The following is a 17,364-nucleotide window of genomic DNA, read 5'->3' as shown; positions in this document are numbered from 1 at the left end:
CGTGCTGACGGTCGGCGATCCGGGCAGCTCGCCGGCGAACGCGGAACCCGCCCGCCCGATCGGGTCCGTGCCGCGGACCGAGGTGGACGCGGTCGGATCGGCGCGGTCTCCGTCGACCTGCAGCGCCGTGATCTCGGGCATGTAGCCCTGCGTCTGCTCCTTGCGGTTCCACGACGGCTGCCAGGTGTCGCCGGTGAAGAGGGAGGAGTCCAGGACCAGCGAGGTGATCGGAGCGCCGGCCGTCGCGGGGTCGGCCGCCCATGCGCTCCCGACCTGCGCTGCGAGGTCGTCGAGGTGCGCCGCTCCCGGGTAGAACGACTCCTGCCCGCTCGGCAGGCGGCTGAGGGTGAGGTCGCCGCCGCCGACGAGCACGACGGAGCCGGGCGCCTCCCCGCGCACCACGGTCGTGGCGATGCGCGTGTCGGGTCCGAGCACCGCCAGAGCGGAGGCGGCGGTCAGGATCTTGAGGGCGCTCGCGGTGCGCGAGGGAGTGAGTCCTCCGCGGTCGAACAGCACCTGGCCGGTCGCCGCGTCGACGACGCGCGCCTGCATCGACCCGAGCCGCGGGTCGGCCGCCGCGTCGGCGACGGAGCAGGTGCGCAGGGCGGACGTGATCTCCGCGGCGGTCGGCCGGGCGGAGGGAGTGGGAGTGGCGGTCGGGGCGGCGGTCGCGGTCGATGACGGGGTCGAGGTGGCGGCCACCCGGGGCGCGTCACCGCCGATCGCCGCTCCGACGGCGACCGCGCCCGTCCCCAGCAGCACGGCGACGACGGCACCGGACACGGCGAGCAGCCACGGCCGTCGGCGGGCGGCGTCGGTCGGTCTCGGCTCGGTCATCCACGACATGGTAGTCGCGGCTCGCGAGCGGCTCCTGGAAGCCGGATCAGCGGGATCGTGCGACCGGCTGCACTCCTGGCTGTACCTGCAGGTGCAATGTGGAGCCGCCTGTGGGAATCGAACCCACGACCTTCTCATTACGAGTGAGACGCTCTGCCGACTGAGCTAAGGCGGCGTGAACAGGGGCCTGAGCCCCGGACACGAGTACACAGCATACCCGCTGCCGAGCCCGGTCGTGAACACGACGGCCGGCACGGCCCACCCCCTCACGCGAGGACGGCGCGGAGCTCCTCGAAGGACGCGGCCACACGGCCGGCGAGGGCCTCGCGTCCGTCCTGGTCCGCCCAACCCGCCCAGGCGTGCCGCATCGCGGCGAGTCCGACGAGGGTGAGCATACGGGCGCGGCTGCGCGCGCGTTCGACATCGGGCTCGGTGCGCGAGAGGCGGTCCGCCACGAGCTCCTCCACCGCGATCTCGAAGTCGCGCATCCCCGCGATCTTGAGACCGACGAGCTGCGGGTGCTCGCGGAACAGCTCGCGCCGGAGCAGGTGCAGCTCGCGGTCGTCCTCCATCGGCTCCTCTACGGCGGCGACGAAGACGCTCTGCAGCGCCTCGAGCACCGGGCCGTCTCCCCGGAGGAAGTCGGCGGCGGTGTCGTCGGTGATCACGGGGAGACCGCCGACGAGGGCGTCCTCCTTCGAGGCGAAGTAGTTGAAGAAGGTCCGGGTCGAGACATCGGCCTGCCGCGAGACGTCCTCGATCGTCACGCGGTCGGGGCCGCGCTCGGTGGCCAGGCGGAGCACGGCCATCTCGATCGCCCGTCGGGTGGCGAGCCGCTTGCGCTCGCGGAGGCCGGGGCGGGCGCCCGGGGCGCCGGTCTCGTTCAGCACTGCGGATCCTCCTCCGGCACGACGCCCTCGAGCAGGTAGGCGTCGACCGTGTCGTTCACGCACGCGTTCGACTTGTTGTAGGCGGTGTGCCCCTCGCCGGTGTAGGTGAGGAGCCGGCCCTCGGCCAACTGCCCGGCAAGTGCCTCGGCCCAGACGTAGGGCGTGGCGGGATCGTTGGTGGTGCCGACGACCAGGATCGGCGCGGAGCCCTCCGCCGCGATGGGCGCGCGGGAGCCCTCGAAGGCCGCCGGCCACTCGCTGCAGAGGATGTCGCCGTAGGCCATGTAGCGCCCGATCGTGGGAGCCGCCTCCTCGAGGGCGGCGGCGTCGGCCCGCATCACGGCGGTGTCACCCGTGTAGGAGTAGTCGACGCAGTTGATCGCGAGGAACGCCTCGGTCGCGTTGTCCCGGTAGCCGCCGTCGGCATCGCGTCCGTTGTAGGCGTCCGCGTACTGGAACGCGGTCTCCGCCGCGCCCTTCCGCACCTCCGCCAGCATCTCGCTCAGTGCGCCCCACGCCCCCGAGTCGTAGAGCGGGTAGACGATCGCGGTGAAGAGGGTGCTGGAGCCGAGGACGCGCCCGTCGGCCGCGCGGATGGGCGACGCGTCAACGCGCTCCAGCATCGCCCGGACCTGCGCCATCCCGTCCTCGACCGAGCCCGTGAACGGGCAGGCCGCGGTGCCGAGGCAGTCGGCGAGGTAGGCGCGCAGGGCGCTCTCGAAGCCCTTCGCCTGCTCGCGCACGACGTCGAGCGACGTCGCGGCCGGATCGATCGCCCCGTCGAGCACGAGACGCCCCACGCGGTCGGGGAAGAGTCCCGCGTACGTCGCTCCGAGGAACGTCCCGTAGGAGTAGCCCAGGTAGTTCAACGACTCGTCGCCGAGAGCGGCGCGGAGCACATCGAGGTCGCGCGCGGCGTTCGGCGTCCCGACCTCGCCGAGGAGCGCGCCACTGCGCTGGGCGCAGGCGTCGGCGAACGCCGCGGCGGCGGTCCGCTGCGCCGCGATCCACTCGTCGCTGCCGCGCTCCCCCGGCGTGATGTCGTACAGGTAGGAGTCGAGGCCGGCGTCGTCGAGGCACGAGACGGCGGTGGAGGCGCCGACGCCGCGCGGATCGAAGCCCACGACGTCGTACCGGGCGGCGAGCTCGTCGTCGACCGCGTAATCGACGCTGTCCCGGATGAAGTCGACGCCCGAGGCGCCCGGGCCGCCGGGATTCACGAGCAGCGAGCCGAGCGCCGGCTGCTGCTCGGCGGGGTGGCGGACCAGTGCGATCGACGCGGTCTCCCCCGTCGGGTCGTCCCAGTCGAGCGGCACGGTCGCCTCGGTGCACTGCGCGTCGTCGCCGCAGTCGTCCCAGACGAGGACCTGCCCGTAGTACGGCTCGAGAGCGGCGTCGACCGACTGCGGAGCGGGAGTGGACGTCGTCTCCGCGGGGCCCGGCGCGAAGCAGCCGGCGAGCAGCGCGGTCGTCGCGAGCACCGCGGAGACGCCGAGGGCGCGGCGGGCGCGCGTCACGCGGCCACCGGGCGGCGTGCGGCGACGACGAGCATCGCCTCGAGGGCGAGGACGGGCGACACGTTGGCGTCGATCCGCTGGCGCGCGGTCGAGACGGCCTCGAGCACGGCGAGTGTGCGCTCGGGACGGGTGGACTCGGCGAGCGCGGTCATCTCGGCGCGGACCTCCTCGTTGATGACGCCGCCGGGGGCGCCGAGCTGGAGCCGGACGACATCGCGGTAGAGCGAGAGCAGGTCGACGAGGATCCGGTCGAGCCCGTCGCGCAGGCTGCGGGTGGCGCGGCGCTTCTGGTCCTCCTCGAGGGCGCGCAGCTGCGACCGCAGCTGCGGCGGGATCGTGCCCCCCGGCTCCACCCCGAGCGAGCGGAGCGCCTGCGCGCGCTCGACCTCGTCGCGCTCGAGCGTGATCGCCTTCGCGTCCTCCGTGGCGACCTCGATGAGGCGGGCCGCCCCGAGGACGGCGTCGGAGACCCCGCGCAGGCGCAGAGCGATGCGGAGGGTCTCCTCGCGCCGCTCGCGCGCGTTCGCGTCGGTGGCGAGGCGGTGCGCCATGCCGATGTGGCTCTGCGCCTGGCGCGCGGCGCGCTCCGCGGTCTGCGCGTCGACTCCGTCGCGCCGCTCGAGCAGCCCGGCGACGTCCTCCACGCTCGGCACGCGCAGGCGGACGGAGCGCACACGGGAGCGGATGGTGGGCAGGAGATCTGCCTCGCTGGGAGCGCAGAGGATCCAGACGGTGCGCTCCGGCGGCTCCTCGAGCGCCTTCAGGAGCACGTTGGACGTGCGCTCGCTCATCCGGTCGGCGTCCTCGATCACCATCACGCGGTACCGCGAGACGGACGGCGAGTACTGCGAGCTCGAGACGAGCTTGCGCACCTCCTCGATCGAGATGATCACGCGCTCGGTCGCGAGCACCGACAGGTCGGGGTGCGAGCGCGCGGCCACCTGGCGGCAGTCGGGGCACTCGCCGCAGCCCCCGTTCCGGCACAGCAGCGCGGAGGCGAACGCGTAGGCGAGGTTCGACCGGCCGGAGCCGGGGGGCCCGGTGATCAGCCACGAGTGCGTCATGGACGCCGACTCGTCGCCCGAGGCGGTGCGCGGCGTCGAGGCGTCGCGGAGGGCGCCGATGGCGTGCTCCTGACCGACGAGCTGGCTCCAGACGTTCACGGGACCACGCTACCCGCGAGCACCGACAGGGCCGCCGCCGTCGGAGCGCCGGCGCTCGAGGAGCTCCTCGACGCGGGAGCGCACCGCGGCCGCGAGCTCTTCGACGGGCAGGGTCGCGTCGAGCACGAGGAAGCGCTCGGGGTCGGAGTCAGCGATCGCGAGGAAGCCGCTCCGCACGCGCTCGTGGAACTCGGCCTTCTCCGCCTCGAGCCGGTCGAACCGGGTGCGAGCGGCGTCGAGCCGCGAACGGGCCACCGCTGGATCGAGATCGAGCAGCACGGTCAGATCGGGGCGGAAGTCGTGCGTCGCCCACTCCGAGAGGCGTCTCACCTCGCCCGCGTCGAGCACGCGCCCGGCGCCCTGGTAGGCGACGGAGGAGTCGATGTAGCGGTCCTGGACCACCACCTCGCCGCGCTCGATGGCCGGTCGCACCAGGGTGCCGATGTGCTGGGCGCGGTCAGCCGCGTAGAGCAGGGCCTCGGCGCGCGGGTCGATCTCGCCGCGATGGTGCAGGACGATCTCGCGGATCTGCACCCCCACCTCGGTGCCGCCCGGCTCGCGCGTGCGCACGACGGTCTCGCCCCGCGAGCCCAGCCACTCCTCGAGCAGCCGGGCCTGCGTGGTCTTGCCGGCGCCGTCCCCGCCCTCGAGGGTGACGAACAGCCCGGTCACTCCGTCGCGCCCGTCGCCTCCGACGCGGCCGCGGGCTTCTTCGCGGCCGGCTTGCGCGCGGTGGTGGACTTGGCCGCAGTGGTCTTCGCGGCGGTCGTCTTGGCAGCCGTCGTCTTCGCAGCCGTCGTCTTGGCAGCGGTCTTCGTGGCAGCCGTCGTCTTCGCCGCAGTGGTCTTCGCCGCAGTGGTCTTCGCCGCAGTGGTCTTCGCAGCTGTCGTCTTCGCCGCCGGCTTCTTGGCCGGAGCGCGCTTCGCCGGGGCCTTCTTGACCGGTCCCTTGGCGCGCTTGTCGGCGAGCATCTGCACGGCCTGCTCGAAGTCGATCTCCTCGATCGTCTGGCCCTTGGGGATCGTGACGTTCGTCTCGCCGTCGGTGACGTAGGCGCCGAAGCGGCCGTCGCGGATCCGGATCGGCTTGCCGCTGACCGGGTCCGCCTCGAACTCCTTCAGAGCGCTCGACGCCCGCTTCGCTCCGTACTTGGGCTGCGCGAACACCTCCAGCGCGGTCGGCAGATCGACCTCGAAGATCTGGTCCTCGCTCGTGAGCGACCGGCTGTCGGTGCCCTTCTTGAGGTAGGGGCCGTAGCGGCCGTTCTGAGCCGTGATCGGCTCGCCCGTCTCGGGGTCCTCGCCCACTGTGCGCGGGAGGTCGAGCAGCCGGAGCGCGGTCGCCAGGTCGATCGACGCGACGTCCATCGACTTGAAGAGGGAGGAGGTGCGCGGCTTCACGACCGCGGGCTTCTTCGCTCCCCGCTTGGCCGGCGCGGGCTCGACGACCTCGCCCGTCGCCGGGTCCGCGGTCGTCTCGGGCTCGGGGTCGACCTCGGTGACGTACGGGCCGAAGCGCCCGTCCTTCACGACGACGGTCTTGCTGCTTTCGGGGTTGCTGCCGAGCACCCGGTCGGTCTGGACCGGGGCGTCGATGAGCTCCTGCGCTTTGGCCGGCGTGAGCTCGTCGGGAGCGAGCTCGAGCGGCAGGTTGACCCGGCGCGGCGTCTCCTGACCCTCCTCCTCGGCGACCTCGAGGTACGGGCCGTACTTGCCGATCCGCAGCGTGATGTCATCGGTGATGCGGATGGAGTTGATGCTCTTCGCGTCGATCTCGCCGAGGTTGTCGACGACGTTGCGGAGTCCGGGGTGCGCACCGCCGCCGAAGTAGAAGCGGTTCAGCCAGTCGACCCGGTCCTCCTCGCCGCCGGCGATGCGGTCGAGGTCGCCCTCCATCTCGGCGGTGAAGTCGTACTCGACGAGGTCCGAGAAGAAGTCCTCGAGCAGGCGGACCACCGAGAACGCGATCCAGTTCGGCACGAGGGCCGTGCCGCGCGGAGTGACGTAGCCGCGGTCGACGATGGTCGAGATGATCGACGCGTAGGTCGAGGGGCGCCCGATCCCCAGCTCTTCGAGCGACTTGACGAGGCTCGCCTCCGTGTAGCGCGGGGGCGGCGAGGTCTCGTGGCCCTTCGCCTCGACCTCGGCGACGACCAGGGACTGGCCGACCTCGAGCACGGGCAGCTTGGCGTCCTTCTCGTCGCGGGCGCCGTGGCGCTCCTCGTCGCGGCCCTCCTCGTAGGCGAGCAGGAAGCCGCGGAAGGTGATGACCGTGCCGGACGCGGTGAACTCCGCGCTGCGGGCCGTGTCGCCGGCCGGGTTGGCCTCGAGAGTGACGGTGGCGGTCGAGCCCTTGGCGTCGGCCATCTGCGAGGCGACGGTGCGCTTCCAGATCAGGTCGTAGAGGCGGTGGTCGTTGCCGCGGAGGGTGCCCGCGAGCTGGTCGGGGGTGCGGAAGGTCTCGCCGGCGGGCCGGATCGCCTCGTGCGCCTCCTGTGCGTTCTTGTTCTTGCCGGAGTAGAGGCGCGGCTTGTCGGGCACGGTCTCGGCGCCGTAGAGCGCGGTCGCCTGCGAGCGCGCCGCGGTGATCGCCTGCTGCGACAGGTTGGGCGAGTCGGTCCTCATGTAGGTGATGAAGCCGTTCTCGTACAGCGACTGCGCCACGCTCATGGTCTGGCGAGCCGAGAAGCGGAGCTTGCGCGCCGCCTCCTGCTGGAGCGTCGACGTGGTGAACGGAGCGGCGGGCCGGCGCGAGTAGGGCTTGGACTCGAGGTTCGTGACGCGCACGAGCGTCGCCGGATCGCGCAACGCGGTGGCCAGAGCGGTGGCGCTGGTCTCGTCGAGCACGGTGACGTCGCTCTTGAGCTCTCCGCGGTCGTCGAAATCGCGGCCGCTTCCGATGCGCTTGCCGTCCAGGCGCGCCAGTCGGGCGTCGAAGCCCGCCGAGGCGTCGGACTGGGGAGCGAGGACCGTCGCGAGGTCCCAGTAGCTCGCCGAGACGAAGGCGAGACGCTCGCGCTCGCGGTCGACGACGAGGCGGGTGGCGGCGGACTGCACGCGTCCGGCCGAGAGCCCGGGTCCGACCTTGCGCCAGAGCACGGGCGAGATCTCGTAGCCGTAGAGGCGGTCGAGGATCCGGCGGGTCTCCTGCGCGTCGACGAGGGAGGTGTCGATGTCGCGGGTGTTCTGGCTGGCCTTCTGGATCGCGTCCTTGGTGATCTCGTGGAAGACCATGCGGTGCACGGGGACCTTGGGCTTGAGCTCCTCGAGGAGGTGCCACGCGATGGCCTCGCCCTCGCGGTCCTCATCCGTCGCGAGGAAGAGCTCGTCGGCGTTCTTCAGCGCGCGCTTGAGGTCGGCGACGGTCTTCTTCTTCTGGTCCGACACGACGTAGTAGGGCTCGAAGCCGTTGTCGACGTCGACCGAGAACTTGCCCAGCGGGCCCTTCTTGAGCTCGGGCGGGAGGTTCTTGGGCTCGATGAGGTCGCGGATGTGGCCGACGGAGGCGAGCACCTCGTACCCGTCGCCCAGGTACTGGGCGATGGTCTTGGCCTTCGCCGGCGACTCGACGATCACCAGCTTCTTCGTGCCGGACACAGTTCTCCTCGGTTGATGCTGTCGGGTCGGACGAACAGGGTGTCCGACGGGTCCCCGTCCAGGGGGAGGCGGTGCGCGGCGACCGCACGGGGAACGGTCATCCGTTCACGTGGGCTGCAGGCGCCCGACAGGCACACCATACACACCGAGTCCGGGGACGGAGGCCCGGTCGGGGGCCGGATGAGGCTGAGAGCGAACCCTGAGCGCGCCGAACGCCGACCGACCGGAAGGCCCTCTCCTGGTGACGCGGCGCCCGGATCGGCGCATGATGTGGTGCATGGCAACGACGCTGACTCCTACTACTCCCGCCCTCTCCGCGTACACCGCGAAGCTCACCGACGGACCGCTCGAAGGCAAGACCCTCCGACGGCCGTACGGCGACGAGCAGGCTCCTGCCGCTCGCCTCGAGATCCCGACCGGCCGGAACGGCTCCCGCTGGATCTACCTGCTCGCCGGGTCCCTCGAGCACGACGAGGGCGCCGGATCCCTGCCGACCGCCGCCGCCTACCGGTACCAGCGGCTCAGCTCCGACTGATCCGCCGCCGGGGCCGCCGCGTCACGGCGGCGGCCCGGCCCGGGAGCGCGCCGGCAGCACGACCGGCCCGACGGACACCACGACCTCGACGGTCGCGACTCCCTCGTCCACTGCGCACTCCGAGACCTGCGCCGCACCCGCCCGGGCCACCCGGTCGGCCGCGCCGCACGGCTCCCCCGGCAGGAGTCCCGACGCGACGTCGGCCGCGGCGAGCGCCGCGCCGTCGGCCGCCGCGACCGCGCGCTGATGCCCGACCAGCGCGCCGCACCCGGCGAGTACCGCCGCGGTCACGAGGATCGTGCCCGCCACCACTCCGATCGCCGCCGTGGCGGCCGAGCCGTCCTCCGGTGCGCGCACCCGCACCGGGCCTCCCCAGCGGCCGGTCACCCTCCGCTCCCCAGAGCGCACGAGCGGATCGCGACCGGCACCTCGAGAACGGGCAGGGGCCGGAGCCGGGCCGCCACCTCGACGCAGACCAGACCGCCCTCCGTCGAGACCCCCACCTCGGCCCGCGGATCGACGCGACCCACCGGAGGGGCCGGGTCGTCGCCCCGGGCCGAGGACCGGGCGCTGTCGGCCGCCGCGTCCACCAACCGCACGTACTGGGCGGACGCCGCGACCGAACCCAAGCAGAGCGCGAGCACGACGACCACCGCGGGCAGGACGACGGCGAGCTCCGCGCTCGCCGAGCCCTCCTCCTGCGCGGCGCACCGCACGAGGCGCCGCGTCCAGCCGCTCACCCGCCCGATGTCAGGGCGCGGGTGACCAGGTCGGTCAGGATGCCCCTGACCTCGTCGCCCTTGAGGATCACGACCAGCAGCCCCGCGAAGCCGACCGCGGCCATCGTCGCGATCGCGTACTCCGCGGTCGCCGATCCCTCCTCGTCGGCCAGTCGCGCTCCCCAGCCGCTCCACCCCGCCGTCGCGCCGCCCCGCAGGCCTCGTCCGTCGTACCCGTTCATCTCCGCTGCTCCGTCCCGCCCCCTGTGCCGTGCCCCGGGACGAGCATCGCCGAGCCGCTCCGGCACCGCGGACGAGCCCGTCGCGATCCGTGCAGAGGTCGCCCGGACCGCGGTTGGGGAGGAGCGCCGTCACGACGTGGCCGCGAAGGTCGACAGCAGCACCGACACGATCATCGGAGCCACGCCCAGGAGGAGGAACGCGGGCAGCACGCAGACCCCCAGCGGCAGCATCAGCATCACTCCGAGCCGCGCCGCCCGCTCGCGGGCGAGACCCGCCGTGCGCAGGCGCACGAGCGTCGCCTCGCTGCGCAGCAGACGACCCGCCGGCACCCCCGCACCGCTGGAGAGCGCGAGGATCGCGTCGGCCCCCTCGAGAGCCCGGGCGTCGGACGCGAGACCGCACTCGGCGAGCGCCGCGAGCACCTGCGCTCGCGCCCGGTCGATCGCGCCGCCGCCTGCGAGGGCGACCGCGAGCAGGTCCAGCGCGAGCCCCGGAGCCGCGCCGCCGGGATCGGCTCCGCGGACGAGCCTGCGCGTCCAGAGCTGCGCGAGGACCATCAGGCCCGCCCCGGCCCCCAGGCAGACCAGCCCCGGAGCCGTGCCCAGGAGCACGCCGACCACGTCGAAGCCGAGCACGGAGCCGAAGCCGAGGCCCACGAGCGGGAGCACCCCGACGACCCGGCCGGTGGCCGCGGGACCGGCCAGCGCCACATCGATGTCGCGACGGGCCCGACCCGACTCGCGCATCGACTCGGCCAGTTCGGCCAGAGCCGCCGCGACCGGTGCTCCGGAGTCGGCGGCCACCCGCCACGACGCGGCGAGCGCCGCCCACGCGGCCTCCTCGCCGTCGTCGCGCCGGGAGCGGCGCCGCTCGCCCGAGCGACGGGAGGCGGGCACGCCCCGCAGGAGCGCCTCCGTCACGTCCCCGCCCCGCGCCGCCTCGAGCGCGACCGCGCGGAGCAGCCTCCTGCGACGAGCGGCCCCGGCCGCTCCCGCCTCCCCCGCCGAGGCGAGGTGCCCGAGAGCGGACGCCGGCGCCACCCCCGCGGCCAGCAGCACCGAGAGCCGGTGCACGACCGCGGCGACCTCGTCCAGGCCGTCCGCCGAGCGCCTCATCGCCGGGACCGGGCGCGCGCGGGCAGCACTCCCTCGTCGATCCGCAGGCGCCCCTGCGCGTCCAGCGCGAAGCACCCCCAGGACGACAGCCGCCGCCGCCCGTCGCCCCGCTCGAGATGCAGCACGAGATCCAGAGCGCTCACCGCCTGCCGGGCGACCGCCTCCGGTCCGAGCCCCGCGAGGGCGCCGAGCGCCTCCAGCCGCGCCGGCACGTCGGCGAGGGAGTTGGCGTGGATCGTGCCGGCTCCGCCGTCGTGACCGGTGTTCAGCGCCGAGAGCAGCTCTCGGAGCTCCGCTCCGCGGCACTCGCCGAGCACCAGGCGGTCGGGGCGCATGCGCAGCGCCTCGCGGACCAGCCGGTCCAGGCCCACGCCCCCCGCCCCCTCGAGGTTCGGCTGGCGGGACTCGAGCGAGACGACGTGCGGATGCGCGGGTCGGAGCTCCCCCACGTCCTCGATCGCGACGATGCGCTCGTGCGGGGGTGCGCAGCCCAGCAGCGCCTGGAGCAGTGTGGTCTTGCCGGACCCTCCCGCCCCCGAGACGAGCAGGTTCCACCGCGAGGCCACCGCGCGGCGCAGCAGCGAGTCCTGCCCCTCGTCCACCATCCCCGCCGAGCGCAGGTCGTCGAGGCTCCAGGCCGCGGACTGCGGCACGCGCACCGAGATGAGCGCTCCGGCCGTCGCCACGGGCGGGAGCACGACGTGCACGCGGACACCGTGCCGGAGCCGCACATCGACGCAGGGGCTCGCCTCGTCGACGTGCCGACCTCCCGCCGCGACGAGGGACACGGCCAGGCGGCGCACCGCCGCCGCGTCGAACGTCCACTCGGGCTCCCGCACGGCGCCGCTCCCGCGGTCGACCCAGAGACCGGCGCCGCCGTTGACGAAGAGGTCCGTCACGGCGGGATCCGCGGCGAAGGGGGCGAGCAGCCCGAGGGCGGCGGCACCGGGGCGGACGACGGGCGGCGGAGCAGGCGGCGCCGGCGCGGGCGGGGCCTCGCTCCGGTACGCAGCGGGGACGAGCGGGACGAAATCTGCGATCATCCCGGCACGGTAGAGCGGGGATCGGCTCGGACGATCGGGCCGGCCCGGATCGGTGGAGGCACGCCGGTCGGACGAGGCTGGGGAGGACGACCGAGCGCCCCGCGACGCCGGCCTCGTGCGATCGCGGTTCCGCGAGCTCAGCGCTCCAGCGGCGATCCCGCCTCGCAGTGCAGCTGCTGCACGGGGCGTTAAGAGAAGGGGGCGGCACCCATTGGGGGGAACAGGTGCCGCCTCGGCGGCGCGGGATTGGGGGGAATCACTTGCGCCGCTGAGACCGAAGTTCATTCGGCCGTATGCAACAGTACGGCACGACGCCCTGATCACCAAGCTCGGATCCCGCATTCGAGCGCCTCTCAGCGATAACCGACGAGTGCCGCGTGGATCGGAGTCGCCGCCGCGGTCTCCGCTGCGCGCTACGGTGGAGCGAGATCGGCCGGCAGCGGCCGTGCCGGTGCACTCGCGAAGGAGCGAATCGCAGATGACCACTCCCCCGGACGACCTCGCGGCCCCGGCCTCCGAGACCATCGACAACCTCCTCCACGAGACGCGCCGGTTCCCGCCCCCCGCCGACTTCGCCGCGCAGGCCGTCGCGACCGCGCACCTCTACGACGAGGCCGCCGCCGACCGCCTCGGCTTCTGGGCCGACCGCAGCCGCGAGCTGCTGCACTGGCACCGTCCCTTCACGCGCACCCTCGATTGGAGCGAGGCGCCCTTCGCGAAGTGGTTCGACGACGGCGAGCTCAACGTCGCCTACAACTGCCTCGACCGGCACGTGCTCGCCGGCCACGGCGACCGCGTCGCGATCCACTGGGAGGGCGAGCCCGGCGACACGCGCACCCTCACCTACGCGCAGCTCACCGCCGAGGTGAAGCGCGCCGCCAACCTCCTCACGAGCCTCGGCGTCCACGCGGGCGACCGCGTCGCGATCTACCTCCCGATGGTTCCGGAGGCGGTGATCGCCATGCTCGCCGTCGCCCGCATCGGAGCCGTCCACTCGGTCGTCTTCGGCGGCTTCAGCGCCGAGAGCCTCCGCGCGCGGATCGACGACGCCGAGGCGAAGCTGGTCATCACCGCCGACGGCGGCTGGCGCAAGGGCTCGGTCTTCCCGCTCAAGCCCGCGGTCGACGCGGCGCTCGCGATCGGCGGCGAGGACTCGCCCTCCACGGTCGAGCACGTGCTCGTCGTGCAGCGCGGCGGCAACTCCATCGAGTGGCAGGAGGAACGCGATCTCTGGTGGCACGAGGAGATCGTCGCGGTCGACGCCGACCACACGGCGCGCGCGTTCCCCGCCGAGCAGCCCCTCTTCATCCTGTACACGAGCGGCACGACCGGGAAGCCCAAGGGGATCCTGCACACCAGCGGCGGCTACCTCACCCAGGTCGCCTACACGCACCGCGCGGTGTTCGACCTGCATCCCGAGACCGACGTCTACTGGTCGACCGCGGACGTCGGCTGGATCACCGGCCACAGCTACGTCGTCTACGGCCCGCTCGCCAACGGAGCGACCCAGGTGATGTACGAGGGCACTCCCGACACGCCCCACACGGGCCGCTGGTGGGAGATCGTCGAGAAGTACGGGGTGACGATCCTGTACGCGGCGCCCACGGCCATCCGCTCGTTCATGAAGCTGGGTCGGCAGATCCCCCAGCGCTTCGATCTCTCGAGCCTGCGGCTGCTCGGGTCGGTCGGCGAGCCGATCAATCCGGAGGCGTGGGTCTGGTACCGCGACGTCATCGGGGGCGGCCGCACGCCGATCGTCGACACGTGGTGGCAGACCGAGACCGGCGCGATGATGGTCTCGCCGCTGCCCGGGGTGACGACGCTGAAGCCAGGCTCCGCGCAGGTGCCGCTCCCCGGGATCTCGATCGACGTCGTCGACGAGGCCGGGCGCTCCGTCGGTCAGGACTCCGGCGGCCTGCTCGTGATCACGGAGCCCTGGCCCGCGATGCTCCGCGGCATCTGGGGCGATCCGGAGCGCTACGTCGAGACCTACTGGTCGAAGTTCGGCGACCGCTACTTCGCCGGCGACGGCGCGCGGCGGGACCGCGACGGCGATCTCTGGCTGCTGGGCCGCGTGGACGACGTGATGAACGTCTCCGGTCACCGGCTCTCGACGGCCGAGATCGAGTCGGCCCTCGTCTCGCACCCGGTGGTCGCCGAGGCGGCGGTCGTGGGCGCGGCGGACGAGGCCACCGGCCAGGCCGTCGTCGCGTTCGTCATCGCGAAGGCCAGCCAGGCCGAGACCCTGGCGGGCGGTCACGACGAGCTGGTCGCGACGCTCAAGGCGCACGTCGCCGAGCACATCGGGGCGATCGCCCGGCCGAAGCGGATCCTGATCGTGCAGGAGCTCCCCAAGACGCGCTCGGGCAAGATCATGCGCCGACTGCTGCGCGACGTCGCGGAGGGACGTGCCGTGGGCGACACGACGACGCTCGCGGACACGCAGGTCATGAACGTCATCTCGTCCGCGGTCGCCGCGGACTGACGGCGGGGCGCGGGTCCTTCCGAGCCCCGCCGCCGGGATCAGGCGAAGGCGACGACCAGCTCGACCTCGACGGGAGCGCCGAGCGGCAGCTCCGCGACTCCGACGGCCGAGCGCGCGTGGCGGCCGGCCTCGCCGAAGACGTCCCCGAGCAGCTCTGACGCGCCGTTGATCACTCCGGGCTGGCCGGTGAACCCGGAGGCGGAGGCGACGAAGCCGGTGAGCTTGACGATGCGCGTGACGCGGTCGAGCGAGCCGATCGCGTCGGCGACCGCGGCGAGGGCGTTGAGCGCGCAGACGCGGGCGAGCGCCTTCGCCTCCTCGGGATCGACGAGACCGTCGCCCGAGCCGACCTTGCCGGTCGCGGGCAGAGCGCCGTCGACGAAGGGGATCTGCCCGGCGGTGAAGACGAGGTGCTCGTGCACCACCGCGGGGACGTACGCGCCGGCGGGGGCGGCGACGGCGGGCAGCTCGATCCCGAGCTCGGCGAGGCGCTCCGCGACGGAGGGCCCGCTCACGCGCCGGCCTCGACGACGGGGCGCTTGAGGTAGGCGACGAGCCCGCCCTCGGGACCGGTCACGATCTGCACCAGCTCCCAGCCCTCGGAGCCCCAGGTGTTCAGGATCGCCGTGGTGTTGTGGATCATCAGCGGGGTGGTGACGTACTCCCAGCGCGGAACGGACATGGCTCTCCTCGAGTGAAGGGCGCGCCGCCGCGAGGCGGTGCGGGCGGACGTCGGCCGCGTCCGGTGCGGTCGCGGCGACTACGCTGATTCTATGTCGGGGGCAGGCGAGACCAGGGTCGTCAAGTCGATCGGAGGCGCCGTGGGCGGCCTGATCGGAGTGGTGGCGATGAGCGTCATCGCGGGGGTCCTGGTGGCCGCGTCGATCACCCCGGCGATCGCGCTCGGCGGCATGGCCGCGAACAACGGCGTGCAGATGTTCGACAACCTCCCCGGGTACCTCGAGATCGGCACCCTCGCCGAGAAGAGCAACATCTACGCGAAGGACGCCGCCGGCCAGGACGTCCTGCTCGCGTCCTTCTACGCGCAGAACCGGGTCGAGGTCGGCTGGGACGACATCTCGCCGTTCGTGAAGGACGCCGTCGTCGCCTCCGAGGACCCGCGCTTCTACGAGCACGGCGGCATCGACCTGCTCGGCACCGTGCGCGCCGCCGCGACGACGGCCGTCGGCGGACGGGTGCAGGGCGGCTCCTCCATCACACAGCAGTACGTGAAGAACGTGCTCGTGCAGAAGGCGGAGGCCCTCTCGGACCCGATCGAGCGCGACGCCGCCTACCGGGAGGCGACCGAGACGACCCCGGAGCGCAAGGTCGCCGAGATGCGGCTGGCCATCGGCCTCGAGAAGCAGTACCCCAAGAACGACATCCTGCTCGGGTACCTCAACATCGCGCTGTTCGGAGGAACGGTCTACGGCATCGAGGCCGCCGCGAACTACTACTTCGGCGTCAGCGCGCGCGACCTGACCCTCGCGCAGTCCGCGGCGCTCGTCGCGATCGTCAACAACCCCGAGAAGTTCCGCTTCGACCGGCCGGCCGACCCCGCCAATCCCGCCGCCGCGGGCTACCCCGAGACGCTCAACCGGCGCAACTACATCCTCACGCAGATGAACAAGGAGTCGAAGGCGACGCCGGAGCAGATCGCCGAGGCGGCCGCGACGCCGGTGGCCCCGTCCATCACCGAGCCCAGCACCGGCTGCCAGACCGCCGGCATCGCCGCGTTCTTCTGCGATTACGTCACCTGGGTGATCAAGAACGACGACGCCTTCGGAGCGAGCCAGGACGAGCGCGACGCGACCTTCAAGCGCGGCGGCTACCAGATCTGGACGACCCTCGACACGGAGCTCCAGCAGGCCGCGGTCTCGGCGACGGACGCCTGGGTGCCCAAGTCGATGGCGTCCGTCGACATCGGCAGCTCCAGCGTCTCGGTCGAGGTCGGCACCGGCAGGATCCTGGCGATGACGCAGAACAAGGACTACTCCAACGACCCGGACGTCGCGGGCGCCAACTACACGAGCGTCAACTACAGCACCGACTTCGGCTACGGCGGATCCTCGGGCTTCCAGGTCGGGTCGACCTACAAGGTGTTCACGCTCGCCGAGTGGTTGCAGGAGGGGCGCTCGCTGGGCGAGAGCGTGAACGGCGTGCGCCGGGCGTACACGAACTTCCGCGACAGCTGCGAGCCCGACGGGATCTACTACGGCGAGTCGTGGGACCCCAAGAACGACGAGGGCGGCGACGGAGGCGTGTACTCGGTCGTGGACGCCACGAAGGGCTCGATCAACACGGGCTTCGCGGCGATGGCCGAGCAGCTCGACCTCTGCGGCATCCGCAACACCGCGCTCGCGATGGGCGTGCACCGCGCCGACGGCACGGAGCTGCAGAAGTTCGCCCCGACGATCCTCGGCACCAACGAGATCGCTCCACTGACCATGGCGACCGCGTTCGCGGGCTTCGCGAACAAGGGCACCGTCTGCACGCCGGTGGCCATCGACCGGATCGTCGACCGCTCCGGCGCCGACGTCGCCCCGCCGACTTCGGAGTGCACGCAGGGCCTGTCCGAGAAGGTCGCGGCCACCGCCGACTTCGCGCTGCAGCAGGTCATGACCGGAGGGACCGGCCGCGCCTCGGCCACCGGGACCGGCATCCCGCACATCGGCAAGACCGGCACCACCGACAACGCGGTGCACACCTGGATGGTCGGCGCCAGCACCGAGGTCGCGACGGCGACCTGGGTCGGCAACGTCGTCGGCAAGACCTCGATGCGGGGGCTGCGCCTGAACGGCGTGAACGCCGGGCAGGTCCGTCATCAGATCTGGCCGAGGATCATGCGGGTCGCCGACGCGAAGTACGGCGGCACCGCGTTCCCCTCCCCCGAGCGCTCGCTCGTCGACGTCCCGCAGGAGGCGGTCCCCGAGGTCACGGGTCAGAACCCGGCCGCCGCGGCCGAGCGCCTGCGCCAGCTCGGCTTCACCGTCACCGTCGATCCGGCCCGCGTGCCCTCCGATCGACCCGCGGGGTCCGTCGCCGGGACGAACCCCCCGGCGGGCTCCCGCGTCGCTCGGGGCACCGCGATCGTGCTGCGGGTGAGCGCCGGGCCGACGCCCTCGCCCACGCCCGGAGGCTGATCCCCTCGCATCGGGCGCCCGGCGGGGTCGTGCAGAATGAACGCGGTCGCGCCCCGCGACAGGACGCTCGAGAGAAGG

16 protein-coding genes and 1 tRNA gene are annotated in these 17,364 nt (G+C 73.0%); 3 read left to right on the top strand and 14 right to left on the bottom strand.

Going from position 1 to position 17,364, the window contains the following annotated elements; translation table 11 throughout:
- From IOC53_RS14735 to topA, 7 genes are all read right to left on the bottom strand, one after another.
- Nucleotides 1-837, bottom strand: an 837-nt coding sequence (locus tag IOC53_RS14735; protein ID WP_207406847.1) for a D-alanyl-D-alanine carboxypeptidase, incomplete at its 3' end; no start/stop codon positions are given.
- Nucleotides 838-936: 99 nt separating this feature from the next.
- Nucleotides 937-1,012, bottom strand: a tRNA-Thr gene (locus IOC53_RS14730).
- Between the two features lie 91 nt (nucleotides 1,013-1,103).
- Entirely contained in the window at nucleotides 1,104-1,727 is a 624-nt protein-coding gene (locus tag IOC53_RS14725) for a TetR/AcrR family transcriptional regulator (protein WP_207406845.1), read from the bottom strand.
- A complete protein-coding gene (locus IOC53_RS14720) occupies nucleotides 1,721-3,244 on the bottom strand; it encodes an alpha/beta hydrolase (RefSeq protein ID WP_207406843.1) in 1,524 nt (507 codons plus the stop codon). Before IOC53_RS14720 ends, IOC53_RS14725 begins: the two co-directional genes overlap by 7 nt.
- Nucleotides 3,241-4,407 (bottom strand): DNA polymerase III subunit delta', encoded by a 1,167-nt coding sequence (locus IOC53_RS14715; RefSeq protein WP_207406842.1) that lies wholly within the window; start codon nucleotides 4,405-4,407, stop codon nucleotides 3,241-3,243. Before IOC53_RS14715 ends, IOC53_RS14720 begins: the two co-directional genes overlap by 4 nt.
- A gap of 9 nt (nucleotides 4,408-4,416) precedes the next feature.
- The gene (gene tmk, locus IOC53_RS14710) at nucleotides 4,417-5,079 is read right to left on the bottom strand and encodes a dTMP kinase (protein WP_207406841.1); all 663 of its coding nucleotides are present in this window, start codon (nucleotides 5,077-5,079) and stop codon (nucleotides 4,417-4,419) included.
- A complete protein-coding gene (gene topA, locus IOC53_RS14705) occupies nucleotides 5,076-8,003 on the bottom strand; it encodes a type I DNA topoisomerase (protein ID WP_207406840.1) in 2,928 nt (975 codons plus the stop codon). Before topA ends, tmk begins: the two co-directional genes overlap by 4 nt.
- Before the next feature lie 277 nt (nucleotides 8,004-8,280).
- Between topA and IOC53_RS14700 the strand changes: the two genes are divergently transcribed.
- Nucleotides 8,281-8,538 (top strand): hypothetical protein, encoded by a 258-nt coding sequence (locus tag IOC53_RS14700; protein WP_207406839.1) that lies wholly within the window; start codon nucleotides 8,281-8,283, stop codon nucleotides 8,536-8,538.
- A gap of 21 nt (nucleotides 8,539-8,559) precedes the next feature.
- On the opposite strand, the gene IOC53_RS14695 is transcribed toward IOC53_RS14700, so the two are convergent.
- The 5 genes from IOC53_RS14695 to IOC53_RS14675 all read right to left on the bottom strand — a co-directional run bounded on the left by IOC53_RS14695 (nucleotide 8,560) and on the right by IOC53_RS14675 (nucleotide 11,658).
- Nucleotides 8,560-8,925 carry an Rv3654c family TadE-like protein gene (locus tag IOC53_RS14695; RefSeq protein ID WP_207406838.1) on the bottom strand — a complete coding sequence of 122 codons (366 nt, stop codon included), beginning with the start codon at nucleotides 8,923-8,925 and terminating at the stop codon, nucleotides 8,560-8,562.
- Nucleotides 8,922-9,278 carry a TadE family type IV pilus minor pilin gene (locus tag IOC53_RS14690; RefSeq protein WP_307786211.1) on the bottom strand — a complete coding sequence of 119 codons (357 nt, stop codon included), beginning with the start codon at nucleotides 9,276-9,278 and terminating at the stop codon, nucleotides 8,922-8,924. The genes IOC53_RS14695 and IOC53_RS14690 overlap by 4 nt, the downstream gene beginning before the upstream one ends.
- Nucleotides 9,275-9,499 (bottom strand): DUF4244 domain-containing protein, encoded by a 225-nt coding sequence (locus IOC53_RS14685; RefSeq protein WP_207406837.1) that lies wholly within the window; start codon nucleotides 9,497-9,499, stop codon nucleotides 9,275-9,277. Before IOC53_RS14685 ends, IOC53_RS14690 begins: the two co-directional genes overlap by 4 nt.
- A 129-nt stretch (nucleotides 9,500-9,628) precedes the next feature.
- Entirely contained in the window at nucleotides 9,629-10,615 is a 987-nt protein-coding gene (locus IOC53_RS14680; protein WP_207406836.1) for a type II secretion system F family protein, read from the bottom strand.
- The gene (locus tag IOC53_RS14675; RefSeq protein WP_207406833.1) at nucleotides 10,612-11,658 is read right to left on the bottom strand and encodes a TadA family conjugal transfer-associated ATPase; all 1,047 of its coding nucleotides are present in this window, start codon (nucleotides 11,656-11,658) and stop codon (nucleotides 10,612-10,614) included. The genes IOC53_RS14680 and IOC53_RS14675 overlap by 4 nt, the downstream gene beginning before the upstream one ends.
- Before the next feature lie 478 nt (nucleotides 11,659-12,136).
- On the opposite strand from IOC53_RS14675, the gene acs reads away from it, so the two are divergent.
- On the top strand, nucleotides 12,137-14,143 hold the full coding sequence (gene acs / locus IOC53_RS14670) for an acetate--CoA ligase (RefSeq protein WP_207406831.1): 2,007 nt from the start codon (nucleotides 12,137-12,139) through the stop codon (nucleotides 14,141-14,143).
- Nucleotides 14,144-14,181: 38 nt separating this feature from the next.
- Here the strand turns inward: acs and IOC53_RS14665 are convergent, their stop codons facing one another.
- Both IOC53_RS14665 and IOC53_RS14660 read right to left on the bottom strand, forming a co-directional pair.
- Nucleotides 14,182-14,658: a RidA family protein gene (locus IOC53_RS14665; protein ID WP_207406829.1), complete on the bottom strand. Its 477-nt coding sequence runs from the start codon at nucleotides 14,656-14,658 to the stop codon at nucleotides 14,182-14,184.
- The gene (locus IOC53_RS14660; RefSeq protein ID WP_194609517.1) at nucleotides 14,655-14,825 is read right to left on the bottom strand and encodes a hypothetical protein; all 171 of its coding nucleotides are present in this window, start codon (nucleotides 14,823-14,825) and stop codon (nucleotides 14,655-14,657) included. The genes IOC53_RS14665 and IOC53_RS14660 overlap by 4 nt, the downstream gene beginning before the upstream one ends.
- 91 nt (nucleotides 14,826-14,916) lie before the next feature.
- Between IOC53_RS14660 and IOC53_RS14655 the strand changes: the two genes are divergently transcribed.
- On the top strand, nucleotides 14,917-17,286 hold the full coding sequence (locus IOC53_RS14655; RefSeq protein WP_207406826.1) for a transglycosylase domain-containing protein: 2,370 nt from the start codon (nucleotides 14,917-14,919) through the stop codon (nucleotides 17,284-17,286).
- The last annotated feature ends 78 nt before the right edge of the window (nucleotides 17,287-17,364 follow it).

Origin of the sequence: Rathayibacter sp. SD072 (assembly GCF_017355185.1) — a bacterium.
Lineage (GTDB): Bacteria > Actinomycetota > Actinomycetes > Actinomycetales > Microbacteriaceae > Rathayibacter.
Note: the sequence above shows the minus strand (reverse complement) of the source record. Positions and strands in the feature narration are given on the sequence as shown.

Bases quoted from the DNA above. Each gene is read 5' to 3' on its own strand.
- IOC53_RS14700 (WP_207406839.1), top strand. From the start codon at position 8,281: ATGGCAACGACGCTGACTCCTACTACTCCCGCCCTCTCCGCGTACACC.
- IOC53_RS14685 (WP_207406837.1), bottom strand. From the start codon at position 9,499: ATGAACGGGTACGACGGACGAGGCCTGCGGGGCGGCGCGACGGCGGGG.
- IOC53_RS14680 (WP_207406836.1), bottom strand. From the start codon at position 10,615: ATGAGGCGCTCGGCGGACGGCCTGGACGAGGTCGCCGCGGTCGTGCAC.
- IOC53_RS14675 (WP_207406833.1), bottom strand. From the start codon at position 11,658: ATGATCGCAGATTTCGTCCCGCTCGTCCCCGCTGCGTACCGGAGCGAG.
- acs (WP_207406831.1), top strand. From the start codon at position 12,137: ATGACCACTCCCCCGGACGACCTCGCGGCCCCGGCCTCCGAGACCATC.
- IOC53_RS14660 (WP_194609517.1), bottom strand. From the start codon at position 14,825: ATGTCCGTTCCGCGCTGGGAGTACGTCACCACCCCGCTGATGATCCAC.
- IOC53_RS14655 (WP_207406826.1), top strand. From the start codon at position 14,917: ATGTCGGGGGCAGGCGAGACCAGGGTCGTCAAGTCGATCGGAGGCGCC.